The organism is Aliterella atlantica CENA595, from assembly GCF_000952155.1.
In the GTDB taxonomy this organism is placed as follows: domain Bacteria; phylum Cyanobacteriota; class Cyanobacteriia; order Cyanobacteriales; family Chroococcidiopsidaceae; genus Aliterella; species Aliterella atlantica.
On record NZ_JYON01000032.1, the window covers coordinates 1 to 18626 of the forward strand.

Sequence of the window (18626 nt, forward strand, 5' to 3'; positions counted from 1 at the left end):
TCGTTCTCCAGTCAACTGCTTTGTTAACATTCTTTGTGGATTGATTGCTTATTGCCATCAGCCCAAAAAGCCAGGTATTGCTACCATTCATAATTTGCTTTATTCTGCTTAACCCGAACTGACGTTACATTTAGCGACCTGTAAAACTAAGTTTCGCAGGTCGCTTATTTTTTCTCATCAACAGCATAGTCGATAGGACTGCGATGGTGAGAATGCTCGATTTGAGAAATATTTTTGAGTTGGTCAAGCCGCAAAGCGGCAATTCGTCATTAGCACTTACCTGAGATATTTTCGAGCATCAGCTTTAGCAGCAGCATCAGCAGCAATCAACAAAGTTCCACCAAGAATTGCAAATGTAAATATGGCAACCCAAAACGTCAGCGAAATAGAAGACATACCATCAGGAGCAATACTAGAGTTAGCCTCAAACTGTACTGCTGCCATACCAGTATAATGCAAAGCTAAAATTCCCGAACCCATTACTATTGCGCTGACCATCTGTAGAGCTTTATTCATTTCCTGAGTTTGCCGACGAAATTTCAAAAAAAGCTCTAAAGCTACTGTTGATACTACAACAGCCAGCACGATAGAAGCCACAAAAAACACTGGTTTATAGCGAATTGTTGCACTCATTTCCATAGCAGCCATACCGACGTAATGCATTACGCCAATACCAATACCCATAAAAGTGGCACTTGTGAGCAAAGTAGAAACACCGACTTTAGGGCGGGTGACGAGCGAAAGTGCCAAGCCAGAGGCAAGAATAGCCGCTATCAGCGATATCACTGTAAGTAAGAAATTGTAGCTAACAGATACGGGTAGGGAAAAGGCTAGCATCGCCAGGAAGTGCATTGACCAAATACCTATTCCCATAGAGATTGCACCCCAGACCAACCACATTTTGCGCCCAATTGCTGGCGCTGTTGCCACTCGACCAGCAATATCAAGTGCTGTGTACGAAGCAAGCAGAGCAACTAAAGCTGAAACAATAACAAGATAGGGATTGTAAGTAGCTTGCATATCAATTAGTTAAGAAAAGACACCACAAAGTTAACCTTCCTCTGCTGTGTGTTAAAGCGAAATTTTACGGAAAGTTTCTCTACTCAAGCTCTAAGGATAAATTATTTCAGTAAATCTACAGTGGGAAAATAAACTGCTTTCTATTAATAGAAGACAAAGTATTTAATGTTATTAAATTATCGACGATTGACCGTCCATTTTTAAACCTGGAACGCTTGAAAACATTAAACCTCTTGCAAAAGGCGATAACACAGGAAAACTTTTATGTAAGCAAAGACCGTAATTTTACAATCTAGGTATGAGATTAAACCTTATCAAATATATAAAATAAAATTTGCTCAAATTAAAACTTGTTCAATGTTACTCTATCTCCCAGGGGAATTTTATAAGCCTCATGTTGACAACTTATTCTTAGCTAGCCGCAGAGAAGAAGCGTCGCAAGGCGTACCGACCAGAGATATTAGTATTGTTGGCTATTTCAATGATGACTTTACGGGCGGATAAATATATTTCGATCGCCAAAATCTTAAAGTCAAACCTTAGCAATGTAGCGTTTTACTTTTTCAGTCTTATTATACGCATCCCCATCAATCTTTACCAGTGATTGCAGGATGTAAATATGCTTTTACTAGCTGGTTCTTTCACGAGAATTAATATTTATATGCAATAGCACGTTTTAGGATCGAGAAATGAAACTGTGCTGACATTAAATGCTAAATCGTCGTCAATTTATCCAGATTACTGCTGCTTCTACCCTAACTTTACCGCTAAAGGTAACTAGAGCAAGCGATTACGCAGGGCGTAGCGCCAGAGGCGATCGCTCTATTCTCAAGCCACCTCGGTTAAAAGCTGGTGCTGTAGTGGGCATTATTAGCCCTGCAAGCGCTACATTCGTCCGCGAGGAGTTAAATATCGTTATCGATGCCGTACGCGGGTTAGGGCTTGTACCTAAGCTTGCGCCGCACGTAAGAAGTCGCTACGGCTATTTAGCAGGAACAGATAGCGATCGCGCTGCAGACATTAACCAATTTTTTCAAGATCCACAAATAGCGGCGTTGTTGCCAATTCGCGGCGGTTGGGGATGCAGTCGGGTGTTGCCGTACTTAAATTATCAAACGATTCGTCAAAATCCCAAAATTATTATCGGTTTCAGCGATATAACATCACTAATTTTAGGTATTAACGCTCAGACGCAATTAGTAACTTTTCACGGTCCTCATGGCTTCAGTTCGTGGCGCACAACTCAAAGCGATTATTTCCGCCGCGTCCTATTTAATGGCGAACGGGTAACTTATGTTAACAGCAAAGATGGCGACGATGCCGACCGTTTGATGCAGGTAAAAAATCGCATTCAAACTATTACACCAGGTAAAGCTAGAGGAAAATTAATCGGTGGTAATTTATCGGTGCTTTCAGGTATTGTTGGTTCTCCTTATCTACCTAACTTTGAAGGAGCAATTTTATTTTTAGAAGATACAGGCGAGAATATCTATCGCTTAGATCGATTGATGACTCATCTCAAAGTTGCAGGATTATTAGACAAGCTAGCAGGGTTTGTATTTGGGCAATGTCCAGGATGTATGCCGGATGCTGATTATGGTTCTTTGACTTTAGAAGAAGTAGTTTGGGGACATATTCAGCCTTTAAAAATACCTGCTTTTTATGGCGCAGCGATCGGTCACTTGGAAAATATAGTGACATTGCCTATCGGCTTAGAAGCTGAAATTGATGCCACAAAAGGCGCGATCGCCATGTTAGAGTCTGCCGTAGTTTAGCGGGTTAAAGTCCGCATAAATCTTTGCATACTAGCAAATATATTCTGCTTTTTGGGCTTGGGCGCATCAGTTGCCGTATTGTTTCCCCCTGCCAAAATTAAATCTAAGTCGTCGCCTACTGGTTTTTTCTCTAATTCAGTAACTAGCTGATAGCCTTCAGCAGTTTCGCGCCAAACTTGCCAAGGAGAAGGATAGCAGCGAAATAAAGTTGCTTCATCTAGGGGTTGTAAGTAGTAGCAAGACTCAATATTGTTGAGGAAGCGATCGCGCAATTGCCTACCAGCATAACCAATTCCGACAATCGAGACATCTTCTAAGCGAGGATTTAGCAATACTACCGGACGATGTTCGCCTGCGGCTTGACACAGCTTTTCTAGTTGCACTACTTCTTGGGCTGTGGGGGCAATAAATAAAAAAGCTTCATCATCTGGCTGAATTTGGTCTTCTACCAGCAATCTTTTGGTACTAATATCTAATAGTTCAAATGGCACATCGCCCCAGTCTCGACGCGCTAAAGCCGCCGCACCCGCATCAGGGAAAAATACCTTATTAAATTGACTAGAAAAACTGTCACCATCTCTTAAAAACTGTTCGGCAACAGGCATCGGGTTAAGTTCGATTAAGCGGATTTCTACTTGCAATCGCAACTTGCCGTCAGCAATAGCTGCTTGGGTAGCAGCGCGAGATTGGGCGATCGCATCGGTTAGGGATTGAGGAATTTCAGCCATGTAACAGATGAGGAGTAAAAAGTGAGTTGGATGTATGAGTTGGGATTAAGCGTTCTATTACTTGCTTGAGTACCATTGCCGTCCAATCTATATCGGCTTGGGTAGTTTCGCGCCCTAAAGTTAGGCGAATACCTGCTAACGCCGCTAAGTCAGAATATCCCATTGCTAAGAGTACAGGACTAGGGGAAAGTTTGCCACTATGACAGGCAGAACCCGCACTAATACCGATTCCTGCTAAATTTAGCTGGCGCACGATAGTTTTTCCGGTTATTTGTTTGCTATTTAGGTAAAAACTGACATGATGGGGCAAACGAGCAAGGCGATCGCCTGTAGAAATTAGATAAGGTAAATCGCTCATGTGGGCAAATAAGCGATCGCGTAAAGCAATTAATCTTGCTGTTTCTGCGGGCATTTCCTCGGCTGCTAATTGTGCTGCTGTGCCAAATCCGGCGATCGTGGGTACGGCTTGCGTTCCCGAACGTAATTTTATTTCTTGTCCGCCGCCACACAATAAAGGTACTAATTTAACTTCAGGACGAACGTACAGCGCACCTGCACCTTGAGGTCCGTAAATTTTGTGACTGGAAAGAGAAAGTAAATCTACAGGTAAGTTCTGCACGTCTATCGGCAAACGTCCCGCTACTTGTACGGCATCGGTATGAAATAAAGCCCCAGCAGAACGAGTTATATTGCCCAAAGTTTCAATCGGTTGAATTGTTCCGACTTCGCTTTGTCCGTAGATTATGGAGACAAGAACTGTATTCGATCGCAGTGCGGCTTGCAGGTCTAGCGGATTGACTCGCCCATTGCTATCTACAGGCAAATAGGTAACATCCCAACCCCATTGTTGCAGTAATTTGGCAGGTTCAGTAATGGCAGAATGCTCTACGCTAGAAATAATGATATGTTGGGGCGTAGTGTAACTACGAGCAACACCCATAATTGCTAAATTATCTGCTTCAGTACCACCAGAAGTAAAGATAATTGATTCTGGATCGGCTGCATTTAAAAAGGCTGCGACTTGCATCCTTGCTTGTTCTAACACAGTTGCCGCCCGTCCTCCCCATTCATGCAAGCTAGAGGGATTGCCCCAAGAAGAAGTGAAAACCGCTTGCATAGCAGCGATCGCTTCTGGGCGCGGCGGTGTTGTTGCACTGTAGTCGAGATAAATTTGCATCAGATCCTAAACAGTTATCGGGGCTGCTTCTTTCACTTTAGAACGCTGTTGAGGAAATAGACATTTTTTTAGGAGATTTTATTGTGGCGATCGCAAGGCAAAAATTGGGAATTCTATATATAGTAGGCGATCGCTCTTTATATGCAGTTTGTTAAGCGCTATTTTTATGCTTCGATATCTATTTTTCTAGTTGCTTGTCAAGGATTACCTGCTTCACAGCATCCGCTGCCCTTACCTCAAGATCCTTTAATTCAAGTTTACTTCAATCATACTGAGTCCTCAAAATATCAAGCTCCACTTCGCCAGCAGCAAAGATTGGGAGACGACTTAGAACAAAAGATCGTTGATGCGATTTCTGCTGCCAAGTTTACTGTAGATGTAGCAGTGCAAGAATTACGTCTACCTAGAATTGCTCGCGCCTTGGTAGAAAAGCAGCAAGCTGGGGTAAAAGTTAGAGTAATTTTAGAAAATACTTATAATCGTCCTTGGAGCGAACTTACTGCGACTGAGTTAGATAAATTAGCACCGCGCGATCGCTTAAGATATGCAGAATTAAGGCAACTAAGCGACTTAAATCGAGACGGCGAACTTAGTACCGAGGAAATTAGCCAAGGGGATGCAGTTCTAATTCTTCGTCAAGCCAAAGTGCCTTTAATTGACGATACAGCAGACGGTTCGGCTGGTAGCAATTTGATGCATCATAAATTTGTTGTTGTTGATAATCGCACTTTAATCGTTACTTCAGCCAATTTTACTAGCTCAGATATTCACGGCGACATTACCAATCCCCAAAGTACGGGCAATGCTAATAACTTATTGCAAATTGATAGCCTTGAACTTGCAAGTTTATTTACTGATGAATTTAACTCGATGTGGGGCGATGGTGTAGGCAAATTACCTGATAGTAAATTTGGCATCCAAAAGCCTGTTCGCCCTGCTAGGCAACTACAAGTAGGTAATATAGCTGTTGACGTGCAATTTTCTCCTAATTCTGCGACTTTACCTTGGAGTCAAAGCACTAACGGCTTAATCGGTAAAACCTTAAATTCTTCTACTCAATCTGTAGATATGGCTTTGTTTGTATTTTCCGAACAGCGCCTTGCTAATATTTTGGCATCAGAGCATGATAGCGGCGTACAGATTCGCGCTTTAATCGATCCAGATTTTATCTATAGACCATATAGCGAGGCTTTAGACATGATGGGAGTCAGCCTCGCTAATAAATGCAAGTATGAAGCAGATAACCGTCCCTGGCAAAATGCGATCGCCACTGTTGGCGTACCTTTATTAGTTAAAGGCGATTTGCTACACCACAAGTTTGCTGTTGTAGATAAGCAAATTGCGATCGCAGGTTCTCACAATTGGTCGCAAGCAGCTAATCATAGCAATGACGAGGCGCTGTTAGTTATTCATAGTCCAATTGTTGCTGCTCATTACAAGCAAGAATTTGAGCGGCTGTATAGCAACGCTCAACTAGGCTTACCAGATAGCCTGCAACAGAAGATTGAGAAAGCACAAAAACAATGTCCTAGCATTCAAACTACTGTTAGCCCGCAACCAGCAGTACAAGTGAACCTCAATACCGCAACTGAAGCAGAACTTGCGGCTTTACCAGGTGTAGGAGAAAAACTAGCGCAGCGGATAATTCAAGCGCGTCAGCAAAAACCCTTTACCTCATTGTCAGACTTGGATAGAGTTCCAGGAGTTGGTGATAAATTGTTGCAGAAAATTGGCGATCGCGTCACCTGGTAATAACTTAGTGCGATCGCTAATCTTGTGGGTGCGTTGCATGACAACGCACCCTACTATAGCTGCTCTTATATCAAGGTATAAACGCATCATCTACACTTAGTGCTTCACAAATATCTTTAAGCAATACTTGCTTAAGGATAACTTCTACCTCACCAGAAGGTTTCCATTTTTTTAGAAGAGAGTAAAAGAGTGCTAAATCTTCTGCCTGCATCGCAACTGTAATCCTAGCACCTCTTTGCTCACTTGCTGAAGTAAAAGACAGTCTTTCTATCCTATTCATAAATAAAAAATATCTTTTCTAACGAACAATTGTAAGTCTAGATTTAAAATAGCTTTTGATTAGAGTAGTGCGATTGCTAATCTTGTGAGTGCATTTCTATAGATGGTGGCAAAATGTCACCATAATATTAAAATTGATATATAGCAAACAGGAGGTAGATATGGTTGATAGCGTCAAAAAAGAGACGCGAATTACAGCTAGAGTTACGCCGCGCGTGCAAGCTACTCTACAAGAGGCAGCAGAGTTATCAGGAGCGACTATAAATCAATTTATAGTACAGGCAGCGCTTAAGGAAGCTCATAGAGTTTTAGAAGCAGAGAGGATAATTACCTTATCAGCAAGGGATGCTGAGACAGTTTTTAATTTGATAGAAAATCCCCCAGCACCCAACGAACTCCTAAAAGCAGCAGCTTTGAAACACAAACAATACTTTAGTGAGAGTAATTCAACTACTAGATAAACTGCACGACAGGGATAGCTTTGACTGTGGTAATGAAGCGTTAAATCAATTCTTCAAGCAGACAGCGCGACAGCATATTCAAAAAGGGCTTTCTCGTACATTTGTGCTTGTAGATACAGAGCAATCAGAAAATGTCTTAGCATTTTTTAGTTTATCATTATGCGAAGTTCGCACTGAGAAGTTACCACCAAAATTTGCTAAAAAATATCCATCTCTCATTTCTGGGGTAAAACTAGCAAGATTGGCTGTAGCCAAATCAATGCAACGGCAAGGAATAGGATCGATATTGATGATTGAAGCGATGCAACGTGCTGTAGTAGTTGCAAATAATGCAGGAATTGTTGGGTTGTTTGTTGATGCCAAAGATAATGCAGCTAAAGCGTATTACGAGCGCTATGGTTTTATTAGCTTGAAAGATACGCCTCTAGAAATGTTTTTACCTTTGCAGACTATCGCCCAGATTATAGAACCAAGTTGAAAATAGTGCGCTTGCTAATCTTGTGGGTGCGTTATCCGCAACGCACGCTACGACTAAATAACGTTCTTAGCGTTCCTATTTATTGGATTATGGGTAATTTTGTCTTTTTTGCACAATCGATTTTTACTTGAACGCAGATGCACGCAGATAAACGCAGATGAAGATCCACGATTGTTGCAATGGTGAGCATAAAATTAGCGGGCGCGATCGCTCGTCAATGAAATGCCTTGCTATCCTGAAAGAAGATACCCAGCACTTGCTTAGACCTATGACAACCCAGCAACCAGCACGTATATGTATTCTTGGTGGAGGCTTTGGCGGTCTCTATACTGCACTGCGCCTTAGTCAATTACCCTGGGAAGAAGCGCAAAAACCAGAAATTGTTTTGGTGGATAAAAGCGATCGCTTTTTATTTTCTCCGCTTTTGTACGAACTGCTGACAGGCGAATTACAAACTTGGGAAATTGCCCCGCCGTTTGTGGAAGTCCTTGCTGGTACTGGCGTTCGCTTCTATCAAGGTAGGGTAGCTGATATCGATATCGACGAGCAAAGAGTCCGCTTACAAGATGGTCCAGAAATTCCTTATGACCGCTTGGTACTGGCTTTAGGCGGCGAAACTCCTCTAGATATGGTTCCTGGGGCTACATCTTACGCTTTTCCGTTTCGTTCGATTACAGATGCTTACCGCTTGGAAGAAAGGTTAAGGCTGTTAGAAGAATCTGATGCTGACAAAATTCGTGTAGCAATTGTTGGTGGTGGGTACAGCGGTGTAGAACTTGCTTGCAAGCTAGCAGATCGGTTGCAAGAACGAGGTAGATTGCGATTAGTTGAACTATCTGACCAAATTTTACGCACGTCGCCAGAATTTAACCGTAATGCCGCGAATAATGCTTTAGAAAAGCGGAGTGTATGGGTTGATTTGGAGACTAAAGTAGAGTCTATTACAGCAGATGCGATCGCTTTAGAATACAAAAATCAAGTAGATACTATTCCAGTAAATTTGGTAATTTGGACTGTAGGCACAAGGGTAAATCCGGTAGTACAAAGTCTTCCTGTCAAGCAAAATCAACGCGGTTCGCTGACTACTACCCCAACTCTACAGTTAGTTGACCGCCCAGAAATATATGCTCTAGGCGATTTGGCTGATTGCGTTGATGCAGATGGTCAACAAGTACCAATCACTGCTCAAGCAGCCTTCCAGCAGGCTGATTATGTTGGTTGGAATATTTGGGCTTCGTTGACTAATCGTCCTTTGTTACCGTTTCGCTATCAGCATTTGGGGGAAATGATGACTTTGGGGACAAACAATGCAACTTTTACAGGTTTAGGGGTAAAGTTAGATGGTCCTTTAGCCTATGTTGCTCGTCGTCTGGCTTATTTGTATCGTATGCCTACATTAGAGCATCAATTGAAGGTTGGTTTCAATTGGCTGACTGCGCCTATTGTGGATGCGCTGAAGGATTAAGAAATAGCGAACGCAGATGGACGCGGATGAACGCAGATGAAGAATTGTGCGGTGTTGCAATAGGAGATAATTAAGGCGATCGCATTGACAAACTAATGCGCTTTAAATTCTCTTTTACTTCTAATACTCGCACTTTTACAACTTGCCCTACTTTGACGAACTTTTTAGGATCGTCCACAAATTGATTGGCGATTTGGGAGATATGTACTAATCCGTCTTGATGCACGCCGATATCTACAAATGCACCAAAGTTAGCGACGTTAGTAATAATTCCTTCTAGTTCCATGCCTACTTTTAAGTCGCCTATTTCTTTGATTCCTTCTTTGAAGGTGGCGTATTTAAATTCTGCTCTTGGATCTCTACCTGGTTTTTCTAGTTCGCTGATAATATCGCGTAATGTGGGTTCGCCTACTATGTCGGTTACGTATTTTTTTAAATCTACTGACTTTAGCTTTTGACTCGCTTGGGATATCTGAGTCAAGGGTAGATTTAAGTCTTTAGCGATCGCTTTTACTACTCCGTAACTTTCTGGATGCACTGCGGTATTGTCTAAAGGGTTCTTTCCGCTGCTAATTCGCAGGAATCCGGCTGACTGTTCAAATGTTTTTTGTCCTAGTTTGGCGACTTTTAATAGTTGTTTGCGATCGCTAAATGCACCGTTGCTATCTCGATAAGTAATAATATTTTTAGCAATTGTTGGTGTAATCCCAGAAACAAAGGATAGCAGTTCTTTGGAGGCTGTATTAAGGTTTACCCCTACGTAGTTAACGCAGCTTTCTACAGTTTCGTCTAACTTTTGCTTGAGTAGCTTTTGATCGACATCATGCTGATATTGTCCTACACCGATAGATTTAGGGTCAATTTTGACAAGTTCTGCTAGTGGATCTTGCAAACGGCGACCGATACTAATAGCGCCGCGTACTGTAATATCTAGATCGGGAAATTCGGCGATCGCCACTTCACTTGCTGAATAAATTGATGCCCCTGATTCGTTTACCATTACTTTAACTGGTTTGCGTTCTAAGGTTTTGATGACTTCACTTGCAAATTCATCTGTCTCTCTTCCCGCTGTACCGTTACCAATTGCTATTAGTTCTATATTGTACTTTTTAATTAATTTCTCGATTGTTTGTGCGGCTTGAATGCGTTGGTGACTACCAGTATGAGGGAATATAGTTTGATATTCTAAAAATTTGCCTGTATTATCAATTACAGAAGTTTTACAACCAGTTCTGAAACCTGGATCTATAGCTAAAGTTGGCTTCATTCCCGCTGGAGATGATAGCAATAATTCTCGTAAATTAGTCTCAAATGTTTTGATTGATTCAATGTCGGCGTAGTTTTTGCGATCGCCAATTACTTCGCTAGTCAAAGATGTTTTCATCAAGCGGTTAAAGGCATCTTTGAGCATTGCTTGATAAAAGTTTCGGATAGCTCTAACTTTAGTTTTTATTTCTTGCGATTCTAAGTAGGCTAATACTTCTAGTTCATCGAAAGTAAGTTCTAAATTTAAAACTTTCTCGTTTTCTCCCCGTAGTAAAGCTAGCATATTGTGCGGAGCAATACCTTTGACTTTGACTCTATAATCGCGATACATTTCAAATTTGGTGCTACCTTCTGGATGCTCCTTCTTAATTTGTGAAGTAAATACACCGTTTTGCATTAAATAATCTCTTAAATATGCGCGTAAGTTAGCTTTTTCTGCTACTTCTTCAGCTAAAATATCAGCCGCACCTTTAAGCGCATCTGCTGCTGTTTTCACAGCTTTTTCTTCAGAAATATATTTTGCTGCTTCTGTTTCTAAAGATGCATCAATTGACGCTTTTGTATTTAAAGATTTGATAAAATCTGCTAGAGGCTGCAAGCCTTTTTCTTTAGCAATTGTTGCTTTGGTACGTTTTTTAGGCTTGTAGGGTAGATAAAGGTCTTCAAGTTCGTTTTTCTGCAAGCAAGCGGTAATTTTTGACTTAAGATCGTCAGTAAGTTTGCCAAGTTCTGCGATCGCATTTAAGATTGCGTTTTTGCGTTCTTCTAGTTCGCTGAGGTAAGTAAACCTGTCTGATAGTTCGCGCAACTGGATTTCATTCATTTCTCCAGTGCGTTCTTTGCGGTAACGGGCAATAAATGGAATTGTTGCACCTTCAGCTAGAAGTTCTAAAGCGTTACTAACTTGAGAGGGTTTGAGTGTAAGTTCTTGAGCTAAAAATTTAGCAATATCTACCATAATTTTGATTCGAGGCAAAATCTAACTAATCTTTTTTATCTTTACCACGCTGTTTTTGCTTTTCGTCTTCTCTATTTTGCTTCCCTTGGCGATCGTCATCTATATTTTGCTGGCTTGAATCGTCGCTTTCATCATTTTCTTGAATGCTGTTACTGGGGGCGGGTACTACCTCTGGAGAAGCGGGAACTTCCTCTGTAGGAACTACAACTGTAGGCGCTTGATTAGTAGAAGGATCGGTAGTTGGAGAAGGAGACGGAAGCGGTGATTCTTGCGATTGACGCACTGCACGTAATTTATCCCTCAAAGTTGGAGAAGGTGAAACGCTGGGGGTTGGCGACGCTTCTACAGGTGTGGGAGAAACGCTAGGAGATGGAGTTGTAGCAGCGCGGCGACGCAATCGCCGCAGCAGGCGACGTTGTGAGTTAGAAATTGCAGGTTCTACTGTAGGACTAGATTCTACTACAGGCGGCGAAGTTGTTACTGGTGGACTAGCTATAGGAGAAGGCTGGATAACTGGTACATCGTCGCTAGATTGCCTTTGTAAGTAAGAGGAAACGCTGCTAAAGGCAATACCAGCGATCGCAGCTAGGGCTATACCGCCACCAATCAACAAGCCAGGGGAAGAGCGCTTTTTGGGTGAAACTATAGTTGGTGGTGGAGAATTAGGCGTTGCAACTACTTTTTGTTGATGCTGGGGAATTAAAGGAATAGTTTTAACTGTTTGCGTGGCTAGATGCATAGATGCAGTAGGTAAAAGTGCCAGCCACTCGCCAATCGTAGCAGGGCGAAAACGTGCTTCTACAGCCATACCGCGCATTACAGCTTGATTGGTAGCTTTACTAAGTTGCGGTTGAATATCGATAGGGGCTGGCATAGGAATGCGATCGCGCAAACTTGCCGCTACAGGAACTCGCGCTGTGAGTAAGGCATACAAAGTTGCTGCTAACCCATAAACGTCGGTTGCAGGCGTGCGGGGCGCTTGGTAGAGATATTGTTCTATAGGTGCGTAGCCTTCAGATACCATACCTGTATGTGTCTGCGTCGAACCTGGGGTAAATTCCCGCGCAATGCCAAAATCTATTAATACTACTTCGTCTGTACCCTGACGGAGAATAATATTTTGCGGTTTAACATCTCGATGTAGCAAGTTATTTTGGTGTACTACTTGCAATGCTGCCCCAATTTGGCGGATGTAGTGAATTGCCTTGGTTTCAGGTAAAGGGCGATCGGGAAATACAACGAGATCTAATGTTTCTCCAGGAATATAATCCATTACCATATAGGGCAAACCGTCTTCAACAAAGAAGTCGCTTACCCGCACAATATTCGGATGAACGCAAGCAGCTAGCCTTCTTGCTTCGCCTTGAAATTGGTTTTGAAACTTGGCAAACTGCGGATCTAGGCGTAGCGATTCATTGAGGGTTTTAATTACTACTATCTGATTGAGATAGTGATGAGTGGCTTTAAATGTAATGCCAAAACCACCGCGCCCTAATTCTTGTTCTAGGGTATATTTGCCGCCCTGCAATGTTTTACCAGCTATCATGTCATCTAAAGGATGAATATTGTCCTTGAAACTCTTTGCATTCTAACTTTCTTGTCGTCAAACAGGGCGTAATATGTTCCGTGAAAGATGTAGGCGCAATGCATTATTTTAAAATCTTTGTCCAATACCGAATTGAACTTGACTTTCGCCGCGATTGTTGATGCCAAAGTCAGCCCGTAATAGTCCAATGGGCGACTCTATACGCAAGCCTGCGCCATAAGAAAAACCAGAACCAGGTTTGCTGCGAACTACCGCAGGTTCGCCTAATACTGTATCGCCTGAACCTAAGTCTGAAGCAAAGTCAGCAAAAATTACGCCGCCTACAGGGCGAAAAATAGGAAAGCGATATTCTGCTGATGCTAGTACATAAGAACGACCGCTGCCAACTTCACCCTCACCATAAGCCCGTACTGAATTAAGCCCGCCCAAGTTAAATGCTTGATAAGGTGGCAAATCTCCAATTGTCGTACCGCCTTGGAGATTGAAAGCTAATACTTCGCGATCGCTTGTACCTAAAATTTCTACTGGTATGTACTGAATATAGTTTGCCTGCAATCTATTCATGGCAATATTACCTTCACCAAACGGAATCGATTGTTCGGTGCTAAAACTAATTACCGATCCTTGGGTGGGATTTTTGGGATCGTTGCGATCGTCTTTGGTGGCGCTAAATGATAAAGCTAATATATCGTCAATGCCCGTACCGCTAAATGATAGGGGATTGCCTAACTCATCGGTTGGCGAAATATTGCCATCGCGATCGCGAATACTAACGCGGGTATAGTTAAATCCTAATGAAGCTTGCCAATCATTTATCGGGCGCTGTACGCTAATCCCGCCGCCAAATCGTCCTTCACGGGGGTTGCTACCGTTGGCTAAATCGATAATGCCATCGAATGTCTGTGATGTACCGCGCCGCCGAAAAGCGGTAATTTGATAGCCTAGTCGGTTTGGTTCGCTGGCTCGATAAGGACTGGTAAAATTGGTTGCAAATTGTAATTCGCGGCGACTAGCTTGTACGTCTATACCTACAGAATCGTTGATACCGCCAAAGTTAAAGTCTTGATAGTCAAGTTCGACATATATTCCCGTGTCATCGTCATAACCCCCGCCACCGCCAATATTGCGCGTTGGTTTTTCAGTCAAATCGTAAATCACATCAACTTGATTTGGAGCGTTTTGCAAAACTACGTTAACAGTTCTAAATAGTCCTGTACGATACAATTGACGCAAGTCTTCTTCTATAGCGCGATCGCTCAATACATCTCCTGGTTGGATTTTCACTTCGCGGCGCAAAAACTCTTGCTTGGTACGTCCTAAAATTGGTTCGCCGCGATCGTTAGTTGGCTTACCATCTCTATTTAAAAAGCGAAAACTAACGCTATTTACAATTCCTTCAGAAACGTCTATAGTTAATATTCCTTCAGGGCTGGGACTTACTGATATTACTTTTGCTGCTATATAACCATTTCTTATGTACCATTGCTTAATCTTGTCTGCGCTTTGGCTAATAGCAGATGGACTAATTGCGTTGCCTAACTGCGGCTGAAATAGCTTTGTCGCTACCTCTGGAGTCAAAACTTGGGCGTTAGCAAGTTGGAGAGATTGAATTACTATCGGTTCTACTTCATAGCCTACATTTATTCCGGCTGGATTGCTGGTAGTATTTACTCGTGCATTTGCGAACAAGCCAGTAGCTAAAATTGCTTGTACGTCTGCTTGCAATTGGCGATCGCTTGTATCTTCTCCAGCGCGAGTTTTGATGGTATCGCGGATGAGTGCTGCTAACTCCTCGCTTGCGCCTACAATTTGTACGTCTGTAGTTAAAACAAATACATCAGTAGAGCGATCGCTTTGTGGTGTTTGTTCTTGTGCTGTAATTTGAGGAATGGTAGGAAGGTTTTGCGCTGCAGATATTTCTACCCAGCTTAAATCAAAGGTTACAATCGCTGCCAAAGTCCAAATCGCTGTAGAAGAAACACGCATAAAGTTAATGTGTCTATTTATAGAGTTAAGTTTTCAAACAGGGTTGTCAGATACCATTTTCAGCTACTATATTTTTCCCTATCACCCGATCGCTTCACTGCCACTACCTAAGACACTGGTTAGTTAAGTTTTTCACTTCTGGTTCCTTATTAATATTTGCTGCCAATGTCCCACCTTGCCTCTAAATTTCGGTTACTTTGCCTCAGTAATGGTCATGGAGAGGATATCATTGCTGTGCGGATTTTGCAGGAATTACAGCAATGCTCAGTCGATTTAGATATTGCTGCTTTACCGATAGTTGGCGAAGGTAGGGCATATATTACTGCGGGTATTCCCATAGTTGGTTCGGTGCAAGTGATGCCTTCTGGTGGGTTCATCTACATGAGTGGGCGACAATTGATGCGAGATTTGCAAGGTGGTTTACTCCAATTAACTTTGACTCAAACTAAAGCATTACGCACCTGGCTAAAACAAGGTGGGGTAGTTTTAGCTGTAGGGGACATTGTGCCGTTATTGTTCGCTTGGTGGAGTGGTGTTGATTATGCCTTTGTCGGTACAGCACAATCAGAATACTACATCCGCGATGATGTGAAAATGCTGGCAAAACCCTCTATCTTAGATCGGTGCTTAGGTTTATCTGAGTCTGTTTACCATCCTTTTTATCGCTGGCTAATGTTTCATCCTCGTTGCAAAGCTGTTTTTCCTAGAGACTCGCTGACAGCCAAGAATTTGCAAAAATGGTCTATTCCGGTTTTTGACTTGGGTAATCCCATGATGGATCGATTAGAACCGACGCGATCGCTACAATTACCTCATCAACCATCTTTAACTATTCTGCTTCTACCTGGTTCTAGAACTCCCGAAGCATACGCTAATTGGCAACAAATTTTACAAGCTGTAGTTAATTTAAGTGAAACTTTTAGCGATCGCTCCTTACAATTTCTCGGTGCGATCGCTCCTGGAGTAAGTACGGAACCTTTATGTCAAATGCTTGTTAGTGCTGGCTTTTGTCTGTCAAAAGACTTGACATTTAATTACAAAAATGCATCTATAGTATTGACACAAAAAGCTTATAACGATTGCTTGCATTTGGCAGACATTGCGATCGCGATGGCAGGAACAGCAACAGAACAATTTGTAGGCTTAGGTAAACCTGCAATTTTAATTCCTGGCAAAGGTCCTCAATTTACTTATAATTTTGCTGAAGCCCAAAGCCGTCTTTTAGGTTCGTCTGTCATATTATTGCAGCAGCCACAGCAAGCAGGAGAAGCGATTAAATCTTTATTAGTAGATAGCGATCGTCTAGCGCAAATTGCCGCCAATGGTTACAGGCGCATGGGCGCACCAGGAGCAGCCCAGAGGATTGCGGAGCGTTTGATCGAGCAATTTGGTGCTAATTAGGTGGTTGGCTGTAGGACTGAGGTTACTAACAATGCAGTTGCGATCGCTATTAAACCATTACCTAATAGGTATTTCGTCAATTGATGCAAAATTTTGAACGCGATCTATCAACTCATTGCAGTTAATGTATCAATTGTTACTTGCAAATTGTTTGCAGGCAAGGTAATTCCCTGCGCTGTAATATTTTGAAAAGATTAGCGCTCGCCTTTTACTCTAGTGCTAAGTGTAAAATTAAAGCTGCTTTGACTAATTGCATCGTTTCTGAACTCAAAGTTCCTAACTTATTTTTATCTAACCTTTGCTTAGAAATCGTCCGAATTTGTTGAGCTTGGACTTTTGATGGTTTAGACAACCCTGTACCATTTGGTTCGAGAAAAACTTCAAACGGGTAAACACGAATAACATTAGATGTAATCGGCAAAATCGTTACAGTATCGGCAGCACGATTGTTAGCATTGTTACTGATAATTAGAACAGGGCGACGCTTATCTGTCTCTGAGCCTAGCGCTGGGCTAAGATTGGCATAGTAAATATCACCACGCTTCATCTCTAAGTCCATCAGCAATAGTTACATCCCAATCTGGATCTATTTCTTGATTCGCTTCGCTGTAGGCTATCTCTAATTCTTTTTCTTGAAGCAAATGTAAGGCTACTTCAACTACTTGAGAGCGCGATTTGCAGTTATAAGTGTCTTTATAGTTTTCAATAAACTTGACTAGATGTTGAGGTAAAGATACTGATATTTTATCTACCTGCATTAGTTATATGACGGAATACTAAAAGTAGGAATAATAGTATTTTAGCACTTAAATCAATTGCTGAGACTGCAATTCGATGTACTCTGGCGGAACGCTATCGACTAGCCAAACACCATTATCAGAACAGTAGAAAGTATAACTAGCTTGGTGCATAGCAGCAGCATTTACAGCTAATACTACTGGCTTACCGTGTCTTGCACCCACATTACGAGCGATCGCTGTATCCTGAGATAAATGGACGTGATGGCGAGACATTTTACACAAGCCTGTTTGCATAATTGCTGCAATTGCACTTGCACCTGTACCGTGATAAAGCACATCTGGAGGAATAACAGGTTCTAGTTGCAAATCTACTTCTACGCTATGTCCTTGATTGGCGCGGATTAACGTACCTGTAGAGTCAAAGGAGAAGCGTTGTTTATCGTTTTTTGCAACTACTTCCTCTAATTGCGTCCAACTGATAGGAAAAGCATTCTTTTTACAAGCTGCTAATAATTCTTCTACAGCAACCCAGCCACCAGGTAATAGTGTAATACCTAAACGATCGGGTTGATGGCGTAGGTGCTTGCTGAGATATCTACTGATTTTGACTAATTGCGAATTATTCACTTGGCGACTCTATGGAAAAAAATCAGAGATTGCCAATTTAGCATAGGAAAATATAAAGTTGGTGCGGTTAAAGAGCGCTCGCGTGTTTACACACATGAAAAACGATGCCATTTCTAAAAACAGCATCATCTATCAATTGCAAGCTGTGTGTTAACTAATTTACCAAAGCGCTCTCACAGGACGATTTGCTGGAGTAGCTTGAGCTTCTTCAGTATCATCATTGTCTTGAGTTGTTGCTTCAGTACCAGTAGTAGTTGGACTTGTACCTGTTTGAGTTGTTGCTTCAGTACCAGTAGTAGTTGGACTTGTACCTGTTTGGCTGGTAGTTTCGCCAGTTGTTGTTGTACCTGTTTGGCTTGTCGCCTCAGCGCCAGTAGTTGAATTTGATTGAGCTACAGTGATATTTGAAGCTACTGATTGAGCATTTAAGGTTGCTGTAACCTGCATACCTTGTTGTAGATTCAACCGCTGGATATCGGCTCTTGAAACAGTCATTCTCTGGGTTGTACCGTCTGCCTTCTCAACTGTAACTATTTGCCCGTTAATGTTTGTAATAGTTCCTGCTACAGTGTTTCCAGGCGCGGTTTGAGTTTGACTAGGAGCAACTTGGGTATTTGTTGGAGTAGTTGGTACGGACTGCGTAGGTGTTTGACCTGGCGCAACTTGGGTATTCGTTGGAGCGGTAGTTGGTACGGACTGCGTAGGTGTTTGACTTGGAGATTGACCTGCATCCATATTCATTTGGCTGTGAATTCCGTCCGAATTGCCTGCTGGAGATTGCTGTGCATTTGCGGAATTGATTGTTAATGTAGAGGTCAATACTAAAAGCATTGTCCCAGTCATTAGCTTGATTTGACGCATACTCACTAAACCCTCACTTTGACACCAATTTTATAACTACAGCTATCAATAGATTTTCGTATTAACTATCTTTTTGATGTAGTTATCTGCTCCGCTAACTGTAACG

Annotated in this window: 18 protein-coding genes and 1 pseudogene; 8 read left to right on the top strand and 11 right to left on the bottom strand. The window is 42.1% G+C overall.

Features of this window, described 5'->3' with window-relative positions; translation table 11 throughout:
* Window positions 1-112: pseudogene (locus UH38_RS28350) on the top strand (IS982 family transposase); the annotation flags it as partial.
* A 164-nt stretch (window positions 113-276) separates the two neighbouring features.
* Here the strand turns inward: UH38_RS28350 and UH38_RS21210 are convergent.
* Complete coding sequence (locus UH38_RS21210; protein ID WP_045056693.1) at window positions 277-1020, bottom strand: MHYT domain-containing protein; 744 nt, start codon at window positions 1018-1020, stop codon at window positions 277-279.
* Between the two features lie 357 nt (window positions 1021-1377).
* On the opposite strand from UH38_RS21210, the gene UH38_RS27475 reads away from it, so the two are divergent.
* On the top strand, window positions 1378-1524 hold the full coding sequence (locus tag UH38_RS27475) for a 2OG-Fe(II) oxygenase family protein (RefSeq protein WP_200892559.1): 147 nt from the start codon (window positions 1378-1380) through the stop codon (window positions 1522-1524).
* Between the two features lie 206 nt (window positions 1525-1730).
* Window positions 1731-2795 (top strand): S66 peptidase family protein, encoded by a 1065-nt coding sequence (locus UH38_RS21215; protein WP_045056694.1) that lies wholly within the window; start codon window positions 1731-1733, stop codon window positions 2793-2795.
* Here UH38_RS21215 and UH38_RS21220 read toward each other — a convergent pair.
* Together UH38_RS21220 and UH38_RS21225 are read right to left on the bottom strand one after the other, a co-directional pair.
* Window positions 2792-3523, bottom strand: a complete 732-nt coding sequence (locus tag UH38_RS21220; RefSeq protein ID WP_045056695.1) for a DUF1995 family protein — start codon at window positions 3521-3523, stop codon at window positions 2792-2794. The two genes, UH38_RS21215 and UH38_RS21220, sit on opposite strands and share 4 nt — an antisense overlap.
* The gene (locus tag UH38_RS21225; protein WP_045056696.1) at window positions 3516-4700 is read right to left on the bottom strand and encodes a cysteine desulfurase family protein; all 1185 of its coding nucleotides are present in this window, start codon (window positions 4698-4700) and stop codon (window positions 3516-3518) included. The genes UH38_RS21220 and UH38_RS21225 overlap by 8 nt, the downstream gene beginning before the upstream one ends.
* A 141-nt stretch (window positions 4701-4841) precedes the next feature.
* Here UH38_RS21225 and UH38_RS21230 point away from each other — a divergent pair, with 141 nt between their 5' ends.
* Entirely contained in the window at window positions 4842-6452 is a 1611-nt protein-coding gene (locus UH38_RS21230; RefSeq protein WP_045056697.1) for a DUF655 domain-containing protein, read from the top strand.
* Window positions 6453-6522: 70 nt separating this feature from the next.
* On the opposite strand, the gene UH38_RS26465 is transcribed toward UH38_RS21230, so the two are convergent.
* Window positions 6523-6732, bottom strand: a complete 210-nt coding sequence (locus UH38_RS26465) for a hypothetical protein (protein WP_144405738.1) — start codon at window positions 6730-6732, stop codon at window positions 6523-6525.
* Between the two features lie 160 nt (window positions 6733-6892).
* Between UH38_RS26465 and UH38_RS21235 the strand changes: the two genes are divergently transcribed.
* The 3 genes from UH38_RS21235 to UH38_RS21245 all read left to right on the top strand — a co-directional run bounded on the left by UH38_RS21235 (window position 6893) and on the right by UH38_RS21245 (window position 9135).
* Window positions 6893-7192 (top strand): type II toxin-antitoxin system TacA family antitoxin, encoded by a 300-nt coding sequence (locus UH38_RS21235; RefSeq protein ID WP_045056698.1) that lies wholly within the window; start codon window positions 6893-6895, stop codon window positions 7190-7192.
* The gene (locus UH38_RS21240) at window positions 7167-7670 is read left to right on the top strand and encodes a GNAT family N-acetyltransferase (RefSeq protein ID WP_045056699.1); all 504 of its coding nucleotides are present in this window, start codon (window positions 7167-7169) and stop codon (window positions 7668-7670) included. Before UH38_RS21235 ends, UH38_RS21240 begins: the two co-directional genes overlap by 26 nt.
* A 268-nt stretch (window positions 7671-7938) precedes the next feature.
* Window positions 7939-9135 carry an NAD(P)/FAD-dependent oxidoreductase gene (locus UH38_RS21245; RefSeq protein ID WP_045056739.1) on the top strand — a complete coding sequence of 399 codons (1197 nt, stop codon included), beginning with the start codon at window positions 7939-7941 and terminating at the stop codon, window positions 9133-9135.
* A gap of 70 nt (window positions 9136-9205) precedes the next feature.
* Here UH38_RS21245 and UH38_RS21250 read toward each other — a convergent pair whose 3' ends face one another.
* The 3 genes from UH38_RS21250 to UH38_RS21260 form a co-directional block, all read right to left on the bottom strand.
* The gene (locus tag UH38_RS21250; RefSeq protein WP_045056700.1) at window positions 9206-11359 is read right to left on the bottom strand and encodes a Tex family protein; all 2154 of its coding nucleotides are present in this window, start codon (window positions 11357-11359) and stop codon (window positions 9206-9208) included.
* A 25-nt stretch (window positions 11360-11384) separates the two neighbouring features.
* Window positions 11385-12905, bottom strand: coding sequence for a serine/threonine protein kinase (locus tag UH38_RS21255; RefSeq protein WP_072044965.1), 1521 nt, complete (start codon window positions 12903-12905; stop codon window positions 11385-11387).
* 108 nt (window positions 12906-13013) lie between these two features.
* Complete coding sequence (locus tag UH38_RS21260; RefSeq protein WP_045056701.1) at window positions 13014-14891, bottom strand: BamA/OMP85 family outer membrane protein; 1878 nt, start codon at window positions 14889-14891, stop codon at window positions 13014-13016.
* Window positions 14892-15056: 165 nt separating this feature from the next.
* Here UH38_RS21260 and UH38_RS21265 point away from each other — a divergent pair, with 165 nt between their 5' ends.
* The gene (locus UH38_RS21265) at window positions 15057-16292 is read left to right on the top strand and encodes a lipid-A-disaccharide synthase-related protein (protein ID WP_045056702.1); all 1236 of its coding nucleotides are present in this window, start codon (window positions 15057-15059) and stop codon (window positions 16290-16292) included.
* Window positions 16293-16500: 208 nt separating this feature from the next.
* Here the strand turns inward: UH38_RS21265 and UH38_RS21270 are convergent, their stop codons facing one another.
* The 4 genes from UH38_RS21270 to UH38_RS21285 form a co-directional block, all read right to left on the bottom strand.
* Window positions 16501-16839: a type II toxin-antitoxin system PemK/MazF family toxin gene (locus tag UH38_RS21270; RefSeq protein WP_045056703.1), complete on the bottom strand. Its 339-nt coding sequence runs from the start codon at window positions 16837-16839 to the stop codon at window positions 16501-16503.
* On the bottom strand, window positions 16826-17050 hold the full coding sequence (locus UH38_RS21275; RefSeq protein ID WP_045056704.1) for a ribbon-helix-helix domain-containing protein: 225 nt from the start codon (window positions 17048-17050) through the stop codon (window positions 16826-16828). Before UH38_RS21275 ends, UH38_RS21270 begins: the two co-directional genes overlap by 14 nt.
* Window positions 17051-17098: 48 nt before the next feature.
* Window positions 17099-17659 (bottom strand): RNA 2'-phosphotransferase, encoded by a 561-nt coding sequence (locus UH38_RS21280; protein ID WP_045056705.1) that lies wholly within the window; start codon window positions 17657-17659, stop codon window positions 17099-17101.
* A 159-nt stretch (window positions 17660-17818) separates the two neighbouring features.
* A complete protein-coding gene (locus UH38_RS21285) occupies window positions 17819-18520 on the bottom strand; it encodes a superantigen-like protein SSL4 (RefSeq protein WP_045056706.1) in 702 nt (233 codons plus the stop codon).
* Window positions 18521-18626 lie beyond the last annotated feature (106 nt).